Raw genomic sequence first — 16,846 nt, forward strand, 5'->3', positions numbered from 1 at the left:
GATCTTGACTCCTGGTACTCAACGCTGAGCTTGGTAGCCGAGATCGTAACCCCTCAATGTTCAAGTGTTGTACGTGGGATGCCGCTCAACTGCCTCCGCCGATTAGTAAGGTGAACAATCAAATCGGAGGCGGGTCCGCTCAGGCCGGGTGGGCCAGCGAGAGCCCGAACCGGCCCCGGTCGTCCGTCCACCAGGCCGAGAGCCGCAGTCCGGCCGCCGCCAGCTCCTCGGCCACCCGCTCCCGGCGGAACTTCGCCGACACCTCGGTGCGCAGCTCCTCGCCCTGCGCGAAGGTCACCGGCAGGTCCAGTGCCGGGATCTTCACGGTCTGCTCGACCAGCGAGCGCAGCCGCATCTCGATCCACTCCCGCTCCGGGTCCCAGAGCGCCACGTGCTCGAACGAGTCCGGCTCGAAGTCGGCGGACAGCTCGCGGTTCAGCACGTTGAGCACGTTGCGGTTGAACTCCGCGGTCACCCCGGCCGCGTCGTCGTAGGCGGCGACCAGTACCGCCGGGTCCTTGACCAGGTCGGTGCCGAGCAGCAGGAAGTCGCCGGGGTCGAGCGCCTCGCGCAGCCCGCGCAGGAAGGCGGCCCGCTCGGGCGGCAGCAGGTTGCCGAGGGTGCCGCCGAGGAAGGCGACCAGGCGGGGGCCGCCGGCCGGCGGCAGGTCGAGCCGGGCGGTGAAGTCGGCCAGGACGCCGTGCACCGCGAGGCCCGGGTACTCGTCGGCGAGGGCCTCCCCGGCCGCGGTCAGCGCACTCTCGCTGACGTCCACCGGCACGTACGTCCCCAGCGTGCCCAGGTCGCGCAGCGCGTCCAGGAGCAGCCGGGTCTTCTCGGAGGAGCCGGAGCCGAGCTCGACCAGGGTGCGGGCCCCGGTGGCGGCGGCGATCTCGCCGGCCCGGGCGGTGAGGATGGCCCGCTCGGCGCGGGTCGGGTAGTACTCGGGCAGCCGGGTGATCTCCTCGAACAGCTCGCTGCCCCGCGCGTCGTAGAACCACTTGGGCGGCAGCGTCTTGGGCTCGGCGGTGAGGCCGGACTGGACGTCGTGCCGCAGCGCCGTGCTGAAGTGGTCGGCGGGCAGCAGTCGGGTGAGATCAAAGGTGCTCATGACAGGCGGATCCTCTGTTCAGGAAGTGAAGATATTGGCGGCCGGGAGTGCGGCGCTCCGAGTGCGGAGGACGCTCCCGGCGCTCAGAGCGGCTTGACGGTCACGCCGTCCGGTCCGGCCAGCAGCAGCGACCGGTCCGGCACGGTGGTCCAGTCGGGGTGGTCGTCGGAGGGCTCCGAGGCCACCAGCACCCCGAGGCCCGGCAGGGTCCGGTGGTGCAGGGTGTCGCCCCAGGCGGTGGCGGCGATCTCCCGGCCGTCGGTGAGCAGCAGGTTCATCCGGCCGGTGGTGTGCGCGGCCGCGTCCGCGACCGTGCCGGCCAGCGCGTCGCCGAGTGCGGCGCCCGCGCGCAGCCGGTGCAGGGCGAGCGCCCACAGCAGGGCCGAGTCGGTGCGGGCCACCAGGCCGAGCAGTTCGGCGGGCGGCAGCAGCGCGGCCAGCGCGCCGGTCCGCTCCGGCCAGCCGGCCAGCGCCCCGTTGTGGCTGAACAGCCAGCGCCCGGCGGCGAACGGCGCGGCCGCCTCCTCGCCGGCCGCGCAGCCCTCGGTGGCCGAGCGGACCGCCGCCAGCAGCGCCCGGGTGCGCAGGACCCGGGCGAGGTCGCCGAAGGAGGTGTCCGCCCAGATCGGCCCGGCCCGCCGGTAGCGGGCGGGCACCTCGTCGCCGTCCGCGTACCAGCCGAGGCCGAAGCCGTCCACGTTGACCGTGCCGTACTGCTGGAGGCGCGGGGCCCAGGACTGCCGGTGGAGGCCGAACGGCGGCTCCACCAGCAGCGCCCGGGGCGACACCGGCTCGCCGACGTAGGCGAGGTGGCGGCACATCAGCCGGCCTCCCGGGCGGGGGCGGGGCCGGGCCCGTCCGTGACGTCGGCGGCGGTGCGGAACCCGGCGAAGATCTGCCTCCGGACCGGGTAGTCCCAGTTGCGGAAGGTGCCCCGGCAGGCGACCGGTGCCACCGCGAAGCAGCCGCCGCGCAGCACCTTGTACTCGGGCCCGAAGAACACCTCCGAGTACTCCCGGTACGGCCAGGCCCGGAAGCCGGGGTACGGCCGGAAGTCGCTGGCCGTCCACTCCCACACGTCGCCCATCAACTGCCGTGCCCCGTAGGGTGACTGGCCGTCCGGGTAGCTGCCGGCCGGGGCCGGGCGCAGGTGCCGCTGGCCCAGGTTGGCGTGCTCGGGGCCGGGGGCGCCGTCGCCCCACGGGTAGCGGCGCGAGCGGCCGGTGGCCGGGTCGTGCCGGGCGGCCTTCTCCCACTCCGCCTCGGTCGGCAGCCGCCGTCCGGCCCACCGGGCGTAGGCGTCCGCCTCGTACCAGCTGACGTGCAGCACCGGCTCGTCGAGCGGGACGGGCTCCAGTACGCCGAACCGGCGGCGCAGCCACTGGCCGTCCTCGCGGCGCCAGAACAGCGGCGCGGTGAGGTCGGCGCTGCGCCGGTGCGCCCAGCCCTCCGCGGTCCACCAGTGCGGCTCGTCGTAGCCGCCGTCCTCGACGAACCGCAGGTAGGCGCCGTTGGTGACGGGGGTGGTGTCCAGCCGGTAGGCGGGCAGGTCGACCCGGTGGGCCGGGCGTTCGTTGTCCAGTGCCCAGGGCTCGGTGTCGGTGCCCATGGTGAACGGGCCGGCCGGGACGAGCACCTCGGCGGGCAGCGCGGCGGCGTCGGCGGGGGCGGGCGGGGGTGCCGGGGCGGCCAGCGCGGGTTCGCCCCTGCGCAGCTGATGGGTGATCAGCATCGTTTCGTCGTGCTGCTGTTCGTGCTGCGCGATCATGCCGAAGGCGAACCCGGCGTCGAGCAGCGGCGCCCCCTCCAGCGGGCTGGCGGCGAGCAGGTCGAGCACCCGGCCGCGCACCTCGCCGGCGTAGGCGCGGGCCTCCCCGGGCGGCAGCAGCGGCAGGGTGGGGCGCTCGGAGCGGGGGTGCTCGAAGGCGTCGTAGAGCGGGTCGATCTCGGGGTGCATCGGATCGCGGCCGCCGATGTTGCGCAGCAGCCAGAGCTCCTCCTGGTTGCCGATGTGGGCGAGGTCCCAGACCAGCGGCGACATCAGCGGGGAGTGCTGGGCGGTGAGGTCGTGGTCCTCGACGCAGTCGGTGAGCGCGGCGGTGCGGGCGCGGGCGGCCAGCAGCTCGGCGGCGATGGTCTCCCGCAGGGCCTCGGGCGACAGGGCCTCCGGCGATTGCGGCTTCAGGGAGGCAGGAGGGCGGCCCTCCCGGGCGCTGCGGTCGGCGCGGGCGTCGTCGATCATGGCGTGGCCTCCTCCGGGGGAGTGCGTCGGGTGCCGGAGCGCAGGGCGTCCAGCTGGTCGTCGGCCGGGCAGCGGCCGCGCGCGGGATAGCGCTCGGCGAAGGCTGCGACGGTGGCGCGCAACTGCTCGGCGCCGGGCAGTCGGCCCAGCGCGGCGTCCGCGGCGGCGAAGCAGGTGAGGGTGGCGCGGCGCAGCTCGGGGTCGGCCGTCGCCAGGGCGGCGGCCCGGCGCCAGGCGTCGCTGCGCGGTGCGCGCGGACCGTCGGTGCCGGGCGGCGGCTCCAGCGGTTCCAGGGCGGCGAGCGCGGTGTCCGCGGCGACCGGGTCGTCCAGCAGCGCGGTGACCAGCGCGGCGGGGACGATCCAGCCGTCCCCGGGCTGGGCGTCGATCATCCGCAGTTCCAGGTGGCCGCGCGGGCGGACCGGCGGGAACAGCGTGGTGCGGTGGTAGTCGAGGTCGGCCAGGGTGGGCGGCCGTTCGCCGCCGCCGCGCAGCCAGTCCAGGAAGGTCAGTCCGGCGGGCGCGGTCCACGGCAGGCCGTCGCGGCGGCGCACGCAGAGCACCTGGGCGTCCAGCACGTACCTGGTCCAGGCCTCGCGCGGGTCGCCGTGGTCGGGCGCGGGGGCCAGCGTGCGGGAGGGGTCCATCCGGGACCAGACGGTCTGCCGGGTGGACCGGTGCCCGGTGGGGCGGCCGTCCAGCAGCGGCGAGTTGGCGAAGGCGGCGACCAGCACCGGGCCGAGCCGGTGGGCGAGGCGCCAGCGGCGGTCCAGTGCCTGCGGGCCGCTCTCCGCCCCGGCGTCCAGGCAGACCTGGAGCGAGGCGGTGCCGGTCATCATGATCCGGCCCCAGGGCCCGGCCGCGTCGAAGTGGTGCTCCATCGCGACGTAGCGCGGGTGGTCCAGCACCCTGCGGCGGGGGCGGGCCAGCGGGTCGGTGCCGGTGCCGGTGAGGCGCAGGCCCTGGGCGGCGAAGGCGTTCCGCAGGGCGGCGAGGTCACGCCGGGTGTCGGCGACGCAGCCGGTGAGGCTGTCGGCGGGTGGGGAGCTGAGCTCTACCTGACCGCCGGGTTCGAGGGTGAGGCGGGCACCGGAGGGGAGCGAAGTCCCGTCGGGGCCGCCGAGCGGCAGTGCGTCCAGTGCGGCGTGCAGTCGTTCCGGAGGGACGGGTTCGTCGGGACATCGGTCGTCGTGGACGAACCACTCCAGCTCCACGCCGACCAGCCGGGGCGGGCCGATCTTGAAGCAGACGCCGGTCATGTGGTTGCGCGCCGCGGACTCGGTGAGCGGGGTCACCGAAGCTGCGGGAGGCGCGACGCTCTGCCGGTCGGGCGGAGCGGACGGTCGGAGGGGTATCACCGGACTCACCATCCTCGGGGCACGGGTGCGGCCCGGACTACCCTGCCCAGTCTGCTACGGACCATGCGGGGGCGCCGCGCAAACATCTGGTGAAGGACTGTCCTCGCAGGTCAGGGGTGGTGCGAACGGGTGAATCGGGCCATTTCGACGCGCTCGGCCCAGCCTGCGCCCCAGCCTGTGCCCCGGCCGCCTCAGCCCGTGGGGCGGCCCGGGCCTCCGGCCGGACGGGCGCCGAGGTGGGCCGCCAGCCCGCGTCGGCCGCGCCGCATCATCACCGCGTGGTTGGCCCGGAACAGCGGCCGGGCGGGCAGCGCCAGCAGGCGCAGCAGCGGCTTGGCCGGGCGGGTGTCCTCCTCGAACAGGACCAGGCTGCCGCCCGCGCCGTCCGCCGCGACCGTCCAGCGGGACCAGCCGGTGAGGTCGCCGTCCATGGCCGCCTCCAGCACCCCGGCGGCGCGGTCCTGGCGGACGGCGGTCAGCCCGATCACCAGCCGGTAGGGGAGCAGCGCCCGGACCAGCACCTCGCCCCGGTCCGGCCCGGTCTCCCGGACCGAGAGGATCTCCGGCCACCAGCGCGGATAGCCGGGGACGTCGGCGAGCGCCGCGAAGACCGCCGTCGGCGGGGCGGCCAGCCGCCAGACGCCGCGGAAGCGGTAGTGGTTGGGGTCCACGAGGGCACTGTAGTCCGGGCCGGGCCCGCTCCGGCAGGGCACCTGCCCGCGGCCGCACCGGCGCGGCTACCCTCCGGGTTCGGCCAGCGCGAAGGCGGTGTTCACCAGCGCCACGTGACTGAACGCCTGCGGGGTGTTGCCGAGTTGGCGCCGGGCGCGCGGGTCCCACTGCTCGGAGAGCAGCCCCAGGTCGTTGGCCAGGCCGACCAACCGGGCGAACAGCTCGCGCGCCTTGCCGCGCCGCCCGGTCGCGGCGAGCGCGTCGGCGAGCCAGAACGAGCAGGCGAGGAACGCGCCCTCGCCGCCGGGCAGTCCGTCGGTGCCGGGGGCCGGACGGTAGCGGCGGACCAGCCCGCCGTGGTCGAGGCCGTCCCGCACGGCGTCGACGGTGCGCACCACCCGCGGGTCGCCGGGCGGCAGGAAGCCGCTCTTGACCACGAACAGCGTGGCCGCGTCCAGTCCGTGCCCGCCGTAGTGCTGGACGAACACGCCCCGGCGCCGGTCGTAGCCGTGGGCGCAGACGTCGGCGTGCACGGCGTCCCGCATGGCCCGCCAGCGGTCGAGCGGCGCGGGCAGTCCGGTGGCCTCGGCGAGCCGCACCGCCCGGTCGGCGGCGACCCAGCACATCACCTTGGAGTGGACGAAGTGCCGCCGTACGCCGCGCACCTCCCACAGGCCCTCGTCCGGTTCGCGCCAGTGCTGTTCGAGGTGGTCCATCAGCGCGCGCAGCAGGGTCCAGACGTGCCGCTCCATCGGGATGCCGGCCAGCAGCGCCAGGTGCAGGGTGTCGACGACCTCGCCGTGGACGTCGAGCTGGAGCTGGCCGGCGGCGGCGTTGCCGAAGCGGACCGGGCGCGAGCCGAGGTAGCCGGGCAGCCAGTCGGCGACGGTCTCGGTGAGGACGCGCTCGCCGGCCACCCCGTAGAGGGCCTGGAGGTCCCGGGGGTCGCCGGCGATGGCGCGCAGCAGCCACTGGCGCCAGGCGGCGGCCTCCTCGCGGAAGCCGCCGCGCAGCAGCGCGGAGAGCGTCATCGAGGAGTCGCGCAGCCAGCAGAAGCGGTAGTCCCAGTTGCGCGGGCCGCCGATGTGCTCGGGCAGTGAGGCGGTGGGGGCGGCGACGATGCCGCCGGTGGGCGCGTAGGCGAGCGCCTTGAGGGTGATCAGCGAGCGGAGCACGGCGTCCCGCCACTCGCCGTCGTAGCGGCAGCCGGCCGCCCAGCGCCGCCAGGTGTCGACGGTGGTGAGCAGCTCGGCGTCCGGGTCGGTGCTCGGGGCGGCGCGCAGGTGGGAGGGCTGCCAGGTGAGGAGGAACGGGACGCGCAGGCCCGGGGTGACGGTGACCTCGGAGACGGTGGTGCCGTCGGCGCCGTAGGTGTGCACCCCGGGCGGGACGCGCAGCCAGGCGGAGTCGGGGCCGGCGACGGCGACCCGGTGGTGCTCGGTGCGGCGCACCCACGGGTCGATCCGCCCGTAGTTGAACCGCAGCCGCAGTTCGCCGCGGACCGGGACGGCGCCCTCCAGCCCCTCGACGATCCGGACCAGCCGCGGCGGGCGCCGTCCGTCGGTGCCGCGCTGCGGCATGAAGTCGGTGATCCGGACCCGGCCCTCGGGGGTGTGCCACTCGGTGTCGAGGACGAGGCTGTCCGGCCGGTAGCGGCGGGCGGTGCACTCGTCGGCGCCGGCGGGGGAGAGCCGCCAGGCGCCGTGCCGCTGTTCGCCGAGCAGGGCGGCGAAGCAGCTGGGGGAGTCGAACCGGGGCAGGCAGAGCCAGTCGACGGCGCCGTCCCGGCCGACCAGGGCGGCGGTCTGCAGGTCGCCGATCAGGGCGTAGTCCTCGATTCGTCCGGCCATCGGGTCCATTCTCGGCGCTCCCGCGACCGCCCGCAGGTCCGTCCGGGTGCCGGTCGGGTGCCGGTCGGGACTCCTGCCCGGGGTGGTGAAAAGCACGGTGTCACTCCGCTTGCACCCGTTCGACGTGCAGGGGAGGATCTTGTGTGCTTGTAGTCTCATCAGTCTCAGCCACCACAGCAGGCGACTGATTCATCGGAACCGGAACGAAGGAGTCCCGAGGATGCGGCGACCGAACTGGGTACCGGAGGGCACGGACCTGGACAAACCGAACGCCGCCCGGGTCTACGACTACTACCTCGGAGGCTCGCACAACTTCGAGGTGGACCGGGAGATGGCCCGCAAGGCGATCGCCCTCTGGCCGGAACTGCCGCAGATCATGCGCTCCAACCGGGCCTTCCTGCGCCGCGCCGTCCAGTTCACCGCCGAACGCGGCATCAGCCGCTTCCTGGACATCGGCTCCGGCATCCCCACCTTCGGCGCCGTGCACGAGATCGCCCGCGCCGTCCGGCCGGAGTCCCAGGTCGTCTACATCGACCGCGACCCGGTCGCCGTCGCCCACAGCCGGCTGCTGCTGGAGGACGACCCGGGCAGCCTCGTCGTCCAGGCCGACGTCCGGGACGTCGACGACCTGATGTCCCGCCCCGAGGTGACCGCGCTGCTCGCGGCCGGCGAGCCGGTGGCCGTCCTGCTGGTCGCCGTCATGCACTTCGTCCAGGACGCGGACGACCCGTGGAAGCTGATCGCGGTCATCCGCGACGCCCTCCCGCCGGGCAGCGCCCTGGTGCTCTCGCACGCCTCCCTGGAGGGCCGCCCCGACCAGGCCGAGGACCACCAGCGGCTCTACCGGATGACGCCCACGCCGCTGACGATGCGCACCGTCGAGCAGATCACCGGGATGTTCGCCGGCTTCGACATCGTCGAGCCCGGCGTCGTCTACCTGCCGCAGTGGCACCCGGACCAGCCGGAGGCCGTCGGCGAGCACCCGGAGCGGATGACCGGGGTGGCGGGTGTGGGGTTCCGCCCGTGACCCGAGCACCGGAACCGAGCAGCGGCGCCGAACGGTTCCACGAGGACTGGGCGCGGCTGCTCTCCGGTGACCACGGCACGGCGGTCCACCCCGGCCTGCTCGACCGGCTGGTGTCCGGGACCGCCGGGCTGCTCCGCCGCGCCCAGCTGGACGAACCCTTCGAGCCGCACCTGGCCGCCGAGGCCGGCGCGCAGCTCGTCGAGGCGCAGTTCACCGACCCCATCGTGCTGGCCCGCGCGGTGGAGCTGCTCCAGCGGCAGCCGGCCGCGGACGGCCGGGGGCCGGCGCTGTGCGGCGCGTTCGCGGCCGGCTGGGCGGCCGCCCTGCGCGAGCGCACCCTGCGCGAGCAGGAGGCCATCCGCACCGCCGCCGACATCGCCCGCAAGGAGGCCGAGAAGGCACTGCGGGCGTCCGAGGCGCGCTTCCGGGCGCTGTTCGAGAGCGCCGCGATCGGCATCGGCATCGGCGACACCGACGGCAACATCCTGGCCGTCAACAAGGCCCTCCAGGAGCTGTTCGGGGCCGGCCCGGAGGACATGATCGGCCGCCGGGTCGGCGACCTCGTCCACCCCGAGGACGCCGACGGCGTCTGGGACGTCTACGAGGAACTGGTCAGCGGCAAGCGCGAGTACTTCCAGTTCGACAAGCCGTACTACCGGCAGGACGGCGAGGTGGTCTGGACCCACCTGACGGTCTCGCTGATCCGCGACGACGACGGCTCCCCGCAGTACCAGGTCGCGATGCTGGAGGACGTCACCGACCGCTACCGGCTCCAGGAGCGGCTGCGCCACCAGGCCACCCACGACCCGCTCACCGGGCTGCCCAACCGGGCCGCGTTCTTCGAACGGCTGGAGAAGCTCTTCGAGGACCCGGACCCGGGCGCCCGGTTCGGGCTCTGCTACGTCGACCTCGACGGCTTCAAGGTGGTCAACGACAGCCTCGGCCACGACACCGGCGACCAGCTGCTGTCCGCCGTCGCGGCCCGGCTGAAGGCCGCCCTCAACCCGCTCGGCCACCTGGTGGCCCGGCTCGGCGGCGACGAGTTCGTCGTCCTGCTGGAGAACAGCCGCGGCGAGCAGGAGGCCGTCGCCGCCGCGAAGACCGTGCTCAAGGCGCTGGCCGGGCCGGTGCTGATCGGTGACCACAAGCTCGCCGTCGGCGCCAGCGTCGGCGTGCTGGAGCGCCGGGTCTCCACCACCACCCCCGGCGCCGCCGTCCGGGCCGCCGACCTGACGCTCTACCGGGCCAAGGAGGCCGGCCGGGGCCGCTGGACGCTGTTCGACCCCAAGGAGAACGCCCGCGCCGTCTCCCGCTACGCGGTGTCGGTGCGGATGCCCGCCGCGCTGGACCGGGGCGAGTTCTTCATCGACTACCAGCCGCTGTACGCGCTGGCCGACGGCCGGCTCGCCGCCGTCGAGGCGCTGGTGCGCTGGCGCCACCCGCAGCTCGGGGTGCTCGGCCCGGACGAGTTCGTGACCACCGCCGAGGAGACCGGGCTGATCATGCCGCTCGGCCGCTGGGTGCTGGAGCAGGCCTGCGGTCAGGCCGCCGACTGGATCAGGCGGTTCGGCGACGCCGCGCCGCAGCTCAACGTCAATCTGGCGGTCCGCCAGGCCCGCAGCGCCGCCCTGGTCGGCGACCTCAACCGGATCCTCGACAGCACCGGCCTGGACCCGGCCCGGCTCCAGCTGGAGATCACCGAGTCCACCGTGGTCGGTCCGGAGGACGAGGCGCTGCGCACCCTGCACGGCCTGGTCGAGCAGGGCGTCTCGCTCGCCGTCGACGACTTCGGCACCGGCTGGTCCAACCTCGCCTACCTGCGCGACCTGCCGGTCTCGGGGCTGAAGATCGCCGGGTCCTTCGTCGGAGACCTGCACGACCCGGCCAAGGACGAGGAGACCGGCTGGCGGATCGTCAGCGGTCTGGTGTCGATGGCGCACGCCCTCGGGCTGACCGTCACCGCCGAGGGCGTGGAGACCCGCCGGGACGCCGAGCGACTGCGCGTCATCGGCTGCGACTGGGCGCAGGGTTGGCACTTCGGGCGGCCGGTGCGGCCGGCCGAGATCGCCCGGCGGATCGCCGAGGAGCCGCAGGGCCGCCCGGTCGCGGTCCGGGGGCGAGCGGTGACGCACGGAGGTTAGTGCAAAAAACGGACAAATCACCCTTGACGCGGTGAGGCGACCGAGCGCACGATGAGGTCCTGGCAGTACCCGCACCCTCGGTGCGGGATCCCCGCCAGTACGACGGACCGGCGCTTTCCCAGGCGCCCGGGACCAGCGGTGCGCACCCCCTTCGGCCGCCCGGCTCCCGGCGGTCGCCCGACGTCCCACGGTCCGTCGACCAGCCCCCTCGGGGCTTTCTCCGGGGTCCGAGCCCTGCGCATCCGTCTCGCACCGGGCCCGCCCCGTCCCACCGGGCCGCGCCGCGCCTCCGCGCCGGGCGCCGCCCGTCACAGCCAGGGGCCGCGCCGTTCCCGCCGTCCAACGGTCCGTCCGGCGCCCCGCCCACCACCTCTTCGCCGAGAGGCCGGCTTTCGATGAGCACCACCGCGCCCCCGAGCGCCCGACCCGACAGCCAGCACGGTCACGACGGCCCCGACGGTCACGACGGCCCCGACGGTCACGACGGCCCCGACGGTCATGACGGCGCCCGCAACCCCGACGGTCACCCGCTGCGCCGGGCCACCGACCGCGACACCGGGCCCGACCCCGCCCGCCCCCGGCCGATGCGCCGGGCCGGGGACGTCGTCGTCACCCGGCACACCGTCAGCCTGGTGGTCCCCGCCCGCAACGAGGCCCGCAACATCCCCTGGGTCTTCGAGCAGATCCCGCGCTGCGTCGACGAGGTCATCCTGGTGGACGGCTCCTCCAGCGACGCCACCGTCCCGATGGCCCGGCACTGCCTGCCCACCGTCCGCAGCGTCGCCCAGCGGGGACCCGGCAAGGGCAACGCCCTGCGCACCGGCTTCGCCGCCGCCACCGGCGAGTACATCGTCATGATCGACGCCGACGGCTCCATGTGGCCCGGCGAGATCCCGCACTTCCTGCACTTCCTCGACCACGGCTACGACTTCGTCAAAGGCTCGCGCTGCATCGGCGGCGGCGGCTCACTGGACCTCACCAGGGTCCGCTCGCTGGGCAACCGCGCCCTGCTCACCGTCGCCAACCGGCTGTACGACGCGCGCCTCACCGACCTGTGCTACGGCTACTGCGCCTTCCGCCGCTCCTTCCTGGACGCGCTCGACCTGCGGTCCACCGGCTTCGAGATCGAGGCCGAGATGATCGCCCACGCGCTGCGCTCGGGACTGCGGATCGCCGAGGTGCCGAGCCTGGAACTCCCCCGCCGCAGCGGTCGCTCCAACCTTCACGCCGTCGCCGACGGCCGCCGGGTGCTGAGGACCCTGATCACCGAGCGTCCCGGCGCCCGGCCCTCGGCGGCCGCCACCGCGGAGGAGCAACGATGAAGGGCTCCGACCGGCGCACCGATGCAGCCTGCCCGCGTCCCGCCGCCCGCGACTCGCTCTACACCCCCGTCCGGGTCGTCGACCTGGACCTGGACGAGCCGAGCGGGCTGCGCTCGCCCGGCGGGTCCGGGGCCGACGACCCGGACGGCCGCGTGTTGGCGTTGGTCCGGCTGCACGGGCACCCGCTCGGCCTGGTCACGGCCACCGGAACAGCCGGCGGAACCGCCGCGCTGCGCCGGGCGCTGGTCGACGCCGCCCACCGGGAACTCCCCGTTCCCGCCCTGTCCACCGCGACACCCGCGGCGCGCCCGAGTCGGGTCGCGCGCGTCCGGGTGCCCGCGGGCCCGGTCACGGTCAGCGTGATCGTCTGCACCCGGGACCGGGAGGCGCTGCTGCCGGTGTGCCTGGACGCCGTCCTGGCCACCCGACGCCCCGGCGTCGAGGTGATCGTGGTGGACAACGCCCCGGCCACCACCGCCACCGAGGACCTCGTCCGCGAGCGCTACGGGGACCGGGTGCGCTACGTCCAGGAGCCCCTGCCGGGGCTGTCCCGGGCGCGCAACCGCGGCCTGTCGGTCGCCGGGGGTGAGATCTGTGCCTTCACCGACGACGACACCGTCGCCGACGCCGGCTGGGTGGACGCCCTGGCGGACACCTTCGCCTCCGACGACCGGATCGGCTGCGTCACCGGCCTGGTGCTGCCCGCCGAACTCGACACCGAGGCGCAGTTCGTCGTGGAGCAGTACAACGGGCCCGTCCGGGGCTTCGCCACCCGCAGCTGGTCGCTGCGGGACGGCCTGTCGGACCCGCTGGACCGCTTCTCCACCGGCCGGTTCGGGATGGGCGCCAACATGGCGTTCCGCACGGACGTGCTGCGGGCGATCGGCGGCTTCGACCCGGCCACCGGGACCGGCACCCCCTCCCGGGGCGGCGAGGACCTGCTCGCCTTCCTCCAGGTGCTGACCGCCGGGCACACCGTCAGCTACCAGCCCGACGCGCTGGTCTGGCACCGCCACCGGCGGACCATGGCGGAACTCGCCCACCAGGTCGACGGCTTCGGCGTCGGCTTCACCGCCTACCTGACGGCCGCGGTCGCCCACCAGCCGCGTCTGCTCGCCGGGATCCTCCGGCTGCTGCCCTACGGCCTCTGGCGCTGGCACCGCACCCACCGGCCCGCGGCGCGGCCCCGCTACGGGGTGACCGACGAGGTGCTGCGGGAGCTGCGGCGGACGGAGCGCCGCGGCCTGGCCCGCGGACCGTTCTGCTACCTGCGCACCGTCCGGCAGCAGCGCCGCACCAGCACCGGAGGCCGATCCTCATGACCGCCCCGACCACCCCGACCGGCCCCACCGGCCCCGCCGCCCGGACCACCACGACCACCCCGAGCACTCCCGCCGCCCCCGGCTCCGCGGCCGCGCGGACCGAGCTGCCGTCCGTGCCGGTCGCGATCGCCGAACTCGACCTGGAGCACCCCGACGTCCTGCGCCGCCCCGGCCGCGGCGGGGTCTTCACCCCGGAGGGCCGGGTGCTGGCCCTGGTCCGCGACCACGGCCGCCCGCTCGGCCTGGCCACCGGGGAGCCGTCCCCCGACGGCGCGCCCGGCACGGCGGCCGGGCCCTACCGCGCGCTGGTCGACGCGGTCACCCGTGACCTCGACCCGGACGACCGCCCCGGACCGCCGGTACGCACCCCGGCCGACGGCCCGCCGCTGACGGTCGTCGTCTGCACCCACGACCGGACCGACCTGCTGCCGCGCTCCCTGGACGCCGTCCTGGCCGGCACCTACCGGAACACCGAGGTGGTCGTGGTCGACAACGCCCCCTCCGACCGGGCCACCGAGACGCTCTGCCGGCAGCGCTACCCCGACCGGGTCCGCTACCTGTACGAGCCGGTGCCCGGCCTGGCCCGGGCCCGCAACCGCGGCCTCGCGGTCGCCCGCGGCGAGATCTGCGCCTTCGCCGACGACGACCTGCTGATCGACCCTGACTGGGCCGCCGCGCTGGTCGACGGCTTCCGCGCCGACCCGCGGGCGGGCTGCGTCACCGGCCTGGTGCTGCCCGCCGAACTCGACACCCGCGCCCAGCTCGCGCTGGAACGGTACTGCGGCTACGCCAAGGGCTTCACCACCCGCAGCTGGTCGCTGCTCGACCCGTCCGAGGACCCGCTCTTCCCCTTCGCCACCGGGCGGCTGGGCACCGGTGCCAACATGGCGTTCCGCACCGACCTGCTGCGGGCGATCGGCGGCTTCGACCCGGCCACCAGCACCGGCACCCCCGCCCGCGGCGGCGAGGACCTGCTCGCCTTCCTCCAGGTCCTGATCGCCGGGCACACCGTCGTCTACCGGCCGGACGCGCTGGTCTGGCACCCGCACCGCCGGTCGATGGAGGCGCTGAGCACCCAGGTCTTCGGCTTCGGCGTCGGCTTCGGCGCCTACCTGACCGCCGCGGTCCGCCACCGGCCGGAACTGCTGGCCGCCCTGCTCGCCCGGGTGCCGCGCGGCGTCCGGCAGACCCTGCGCCGGGGCACTCCCGCCGACGGCCGCCGCGACCCGCTGATGGCGCACCTCGGGCGGCTCGAACTGCTCGGCCTGCTCTACGGGCCGCTCTGCTACCTGCGCAGTGTCCGGCGGCAGCGCCGGGCCGACTCCGCGCCGAGGCCGTGATGGCCTCCCTCCTGGAGCACCCCCGCCCCCGGCCGCGCCCCCCCCGGCCGATGGCCGGGACCTGTCCGTGCCCGGTCGCGATGCCCTGCGACTGCAGCTTCCGCGCCCTGCTGCGGGCCCGGATCCGCGCCGTCCGCGCGGCCCTCCCCGGCGGCGCCCTCCCGGCCCGGGCCCGCGCCGCCCTCCACCCGACCGCTGGACGGCAGACCGACGGACGGGCGACGGACGGACGGCCCGCGGACGGGCGGCCGCGCTCCGACGCCCTGATGCGCAACGGGCACGTACTGGCCGCGAGTTCGATCGTCGCGGCCGGGCTCGGCGGATTCTTCTGGCTGCTCGCCACCCGCTACTACGCGGTCGAGACCGTCGGCCGCAGCTACGCCGCGCTGTCGGCCGCGATGTTCCTGTCCACCCTCGGCAGCCTCAACCTGGGGGACGCCCTGGTCCGCTTCGTGCCCGCCGCCGGGCGGCACACCCGCAGCCTGGTGCTGCGGTGCTACGTGATCAGCGTCGGCTTCAGCGCCGCGGTCGCGGTCGGCTTCCTGCTCCTGATCCCGCTGGTCGCCCCCGACCTGGTCTTCCTGCGCGGACCGGTGCTCGCCGTCGCGTTCGTCGCCGCCACCGCCGGCTACTCGGTCTTCGTCCTCCAGGACGGTGCGCTCACCGGCACCCGCCGGACCGGCTGGGTGCTCGGCGAGAACGCCGTCTTCGCCGTCACCAAGACCGTGCTGCTCGCCGCCTGCGCCGTGCTGGCCGTCAGCAGCGGCATCATGCTCGCCTGGGCGGCCGCGATGCTGATCTCGATCGGGCTGGCCAACGTCGTCCTGTTCCGCCGGGCGGTGCCCGACCACCAGGCGGCCGGGCCCGCCGACGCCGAACCCCCGCAGCGGGTGCTGCGCTGGGCCGGCGCGGACTACCTCGGGAACCTCTTCAGCTTCGCCAGCTACAGCGTCGTTCCGCTGATGGTGCTGGCACAGCTCGGACCGGAGGGCAGTGCCTACTACTCGCTGGCCTTCGTCATCGCCGAGACCCTGTTCGTCGCGACGTTCAGCATGGGCCACTCGCTGGTGGTCGAGGGCGCCCGCGATCCGCAGCGGCTCGCCGAGTACGCCCGGCGGATGCTGCGCCACACCGGGCTGCTGCTGGCCGGGGCCGTGCTGGTCATCGTGGCCGGCGCACGCCTGATCCTCGGCGTCTTCGGCCCCGCCTACGCCGAGCACGGGACGACGGTGCTGCGGCTGATGGCGCTGTGCGCCCTGCCGGTCGCGGTGATCAACGTGGTCATCCAGATGGCCCGGGTCCGCCGGGCGCTGCCCTGGATGATCGGGGTCAGGGTCGCCTCCAGCGCGATGGTCATCACGCTGGTCGCCGTCCTGCTGCCCCGCTACGGACTGACCGGCGTCGGCCTCGCCTGGCTGATCGCCGAGTACGTGCTGGCGGCGGGCCTGCTGCTGGTGCTGCGCGGCTGGCTGCGCACGGCGGACCGGACGAACACGGAACGGACAGGCACGGGCCGGACGACCACGGGCCGGACGGACCCGGGACCGACGAACACGAAGCCGACGGACACGGAACTGACGGAAGGAGGCGAACCGGCATGACCCCGGACCGGATCCACCCGCGGCAGGGGACCCGCGCCCCCGACCGCCCCGCACCGGACCTCACGGTGGTGATCTGCGCCTACACCGTCGAGCGCTGGGACGACCTGAGCGCCGCCGTCGCCTCGGTGCACGCCCAGCGCCGCCCGCCCGAGGAACTGCTGCTGGTCGTCGACCACTGCCCCGAACTCCTCCGCCTCGCCCAGGAGCACCTGACCGGCCTGCGGATCCTCCCCAACCGGCAGCGGCGCGGCCTGTCCGGCGCCCGCAACACCGCCCTGGCCGAGGCCCGGGGCACCCTGGTCGCCTTCCTCGACGACGACGCCGCCGCCGACCCCGACTGGACCGAGCACCTGATCGCGGGCTACCGGGACCCGGGCGTGCTCGGCGTCGGCGGCCTCGTCCGGCCGTGGTGGCGGACCGGCCGCCCCGACTGGTTCCCGTCCGAGTTCGACTGGGTGGTCGGCTGCTCCTACCGGGGCCTGCCGGTCCGGCCGGCCCCGGTCCGCAACCTCATCGGCGCCAACATGTCCTTCCGGCGGGCCGAGGTGCTGGCCGCCGGCGGCTTCCGCACCGACCTCGGCCGGGTCGGGCGACGCCCGCTCGGCTGCGAGGAGACCGACCTCTGCATCCGGCTGGCCGCCCAGCACCCCGGCGCCGTCCTGCGCTACGAGCCGGCCGCCGCCGTCCGCCACCGGGTGCCGGCGGCCCGCACCACCTTCCGCTACTTCGCCGCCCGCTGCTGGGCGGAGGGCTGCTCCAAGGCGGCCGTCGTCCGGTACGACGGCGCCGCCGCCGGCCTGGCCAGCGAGCGGGCCTACCTGCGGCGCACCGTGCCCGCCGCGCTGCTGCGCAGCCTGCGG

The 16,846-nt window shown here is 75.3% G+C and carries 13 protein-coding genes; 7 read left to right on the forward strand and 6 right to left on the reverse strand.

Annotated elements, in window-relative coordinates; all coding sequences use genetic code 11:
• Positions 1-139: 139 nt before the first annotated feature.
• The 6 genes from egtD to BI06_RS04360 form a co-directional block, all read right to left on the reverse strand.
• The gene (egtD, locus tag BI06_RS04335; RefSeq protein WP_030392115.1) at positions 140-1,111 is read right to left on the reverse strand and encodes an L-histidine N(alpha)-methyltransferase; all 972 of its coding nucleotides are present in this window, start codon (positions 1,109-1,111) and stop codon (positions 140-142) included.
• An 83-nt stretch (positions 1,112-1,194) separates the two neighbouring features.
• Complete coding sequence (gene egtC, locus BI06_RS04340) at positions 1,195-1,932, reverse strand: ergothioneine biosynthesis protein EgtC (protein ID WP_030392116.1); 738 nt, start codon at positions 1,930-1,932, stop codon at positions 1,195-1,197.
• A complete protein-coding gene (egtB, locus tag BI06_RS04345) occupies positions 1,932-3,353 on the reverse strand; it encodes an ergothioneine biosynthesis protein EgtB (protein ID WP_051740214.1) in 1,422 nt (473 codons plus the stop codon). Before egtB ends, egtC begins: the two co-directional genes overlap by 1 nt.
• A complete protein-coding gene (gene egtA, locus BI06_RS04350; RefSeq protein WP_051740215.1) occupies positions 3,350-4,648 on the reverse strand; it encodes an ergothioneine biosynthesis glutamate--cysteine ligase EgtA in 1,299 nt (432 codons plus the stop codon). Before egtA ends, egtB begins: the two co-directional genes overlap by 4 nt.
• 254 nt (positions 4,649-4,902) lie before the next feature.
• Positions 4,903-5,382: an SRPBCC family protein gene (locus tag BI06_RS04355; RefSeq protein WP_030392119.1), complete on the reverse strand. Its 480-nt coding sequence runs from the start codon at positions 5,380-5,382 to the stop codon at positions 4,903-4,905.
• Between the two features lie 66 nt (positions 5,383-5,448).
• Positions 5,449-7,233 carry a glycoside hydrolase family 15 protein gene (locus BI06_RS04360; RefSeq protein ID WP_043466018.1) on the reverse strand — a complete coding sequence of 595 codons (1,785 nt, stop codon included), beginning with the start codon at positions 7,231-7,233 and terminating at the stop codon, positions 5,449-5,451.
• Between the two features lie 220 nt (positions 7,234-7,453).
• On the opposite strand from BI06_RS04360, the gene BI06_RS04365 reads away from it, so the two are divergent.
• The 7 genes from BI06_RS04365 to BI06_RS04395 all read left to right on the forward strand — a co-directional run.
• On the forward strand, positions 7,454-8,260 hold the full coding sequence (locus BI06_RS04365) for an SAM-dependent methyltransferase (protein ID WP_030392121.1): 807 nt from the start codon (positions 7,454-7,456) through the stop codon (positions 8,258-8,260).
• On the forward strand, positions 8,257-10,401 hold the full coding sequence (locus BI06_RS04370) for a bifunctional diguanylate cyclase/phosphodiesterase (RefSeq protein ID WP_051740216.1): 2,145 nt from the start codon (positions 8,257-8,259) through the stop codon (positions 10,399-10,401). The genes BI06_RS04365 and BI06_RS04370 overlap by 4 nt, the downstream gene beginning before the upstream one ends.
• A 395-nt stretch (positions 10,402-10,796) precedes the next feature.
• Entirely contained in the window at positions 10,797-11,723 is a 927-nt protein-coding gene (locus BI06_RS04375; protein WP_233290000.1) for a glycosyltransferase family 2 protein, read from the forward strand.
• Positions 11,720-13,045, forward strand: a complete 1,326-nt coding sequence (locus BI06_RS04380; protein ID WP_051740217.1) for a glycosyltransferase family 2 protein — start codon at positions 11,720-11,722, stop codon at positions 13,043-13,045. The genes BI06_RS04375 and BI06_RS04380 overlap by 4 nt, the downstream gene beginning before the upstream one ends.
• Positions 13,042-14,385 (forward strand): glycosyltransferase family 2 protein, encoded by a 1,344-nt coding sequence (locus BI06_RS04385; RefSeq protein WP_082558251.1) that lies wholly within the window; start codon positions 13,042-13,044, stop codon positions 14,383-14,385. Before BI06_RS04380 ends, BI06_RS04385 begins: the two co-directional genes overlap by 4 nt.
• Before the next feature lie 80 nt (positions 14,386-14,465).
• Positions 14,466-15,986 carry a lipopolysaccharide biosynthesis protein gene (locus BI06_RS04390; protein WP_149030254.1) on the forward strand — a complete coding sequence of 507 codons (1,521 nt, stop codon included), beginning with the start codon at positions 14,466-14,468 and terminating at the stop codon, positions 15,984-15,986.
• A partial coding sequence (locus BI06_RS04395) for a glycosyltransferase family 2 protein (RefSeq protein WP_082558252.1) occupies positions 15,983-16,846 on the forward strand: 864 nt, incomplete at its 3' end. The genes BI06_RS04390 and BI06_RS04395, both read left to right, overlap by 4 nt.

The organism is Kitasatospora sp. MBT66 (assembly GCF_000710405.2).
In the GTDB taxonomy this organism is placed as follows: Bacteria; Actinomycetota; Actinomycetes; order Streptomycetales; family Streptomycetaceae; genus Kitasatospora; species Kitasatospora purpeofusca.

Bases quoted from the DNA above. Each gene is read 5' to 3' on its own strand.
- BI06_RS04375 (WP_233290000.1), top strand. From the start codon at position 10,797: ATGAGCACCACCGCGCCCCCGAGCGCCCGACCCGACAGCCAGCACGGT.
- BI06_RS04385 (WP_082558251.1), top strand. From the start codon at position 13,042: ATGACCGCCCCGACCACCCCGACCGGCCCCACCGGCCCCGCCGCCCGG.
- BI06_RS04380 (WP_051740217.1), top strand. From the start codon at position 11,720: ATGAAGGGCTCCGACCGGCGCACCGATGCAGCCTGCCCGCGTCCCGCC.
- egtB (WP_051740214.1), bottom strand. From the start codon at position 3,353: ATGATCGACGACGCCCGCGCCGACCGCAGCGCCCGGGAGGGCCGCCCT.
- BI06_RS04365 (WP_030392121.1), top strand. From the start codon at position 7,454: ATGCGGCGACCGAACTGGGTACCGGAGGGCACGGACCTGGACAAACCG.
- egtD (WP_030392115.1), bottom strand. From the start codon at position 1,111: ATGAGCACCTTTGATCTCACCCGACTGCTGCCCGCCGACCACTTCAGC.
- egtC (WP_030392116.1), bottom strand. From the start codon at position 1,932: ATGTGCCGCCACCTCGCCTACGTCGGCGAGCCGGTGTCGCCCCGGGCG.
- BI06_RS04390 (WP_149030254.1), top strand. From the start codon at position 14,466: ATGCCCTGCGACTGCAGCTTCCGCGCCCTGCTGCGGGCCCGGATCCGC.
- BI06_RS04360 (WP_043466018.1), bottom strand. From the start codon at position 7,233: ATGGCCGGACGAATCGAGGACTACGCCCTGATCGGCGACCTGCAGACC.